1 protein-coding gene is annotated in these 238 nt (G+C 61.8%); it reads left to right on the plus strand.

Annotation, left to right across the window (positions count from 1 at the left end; all coding sequences use genetic code 11):
- On the plus strand, positions 1 to 197 hold a 197-nt coding region (locus ACPYOG_RS20645), incomplete at its 5' end, for a hypothetical protein (RefSeq protein WP_481295929.1).
- Positions 198 to 238 lie beyond the last annotated feature (41 nt).

A 238-nucleotide genomic window follows, 5' to 3' on the forward strand; every position in this document is an offset into this window, starting at 1 on the left:
CCCCCTCCCCCCCCCCCCTTAGCAACACGAAGGCGCCCCCCCACATGAGATGGTGTGTCGGGGGCCAGGTGTTGTGTATAGGAGACAGGCCTGTCACTCCGAAGATGATGAGGCTGCTCGGCCCAGTCGGCAAAGCCGACGATGTGGGTCCTGTCTCTTATACACAACTTAGGGTGGCGGGGGGGGAGAGAGTGTAGATTTCGGTGGTCGCCATATCACTAAAAGAGGGGGGGGGGGG

It is taken from the genome of Leifsonia sp. HAY1-4F, assembly GCF_056755275.1.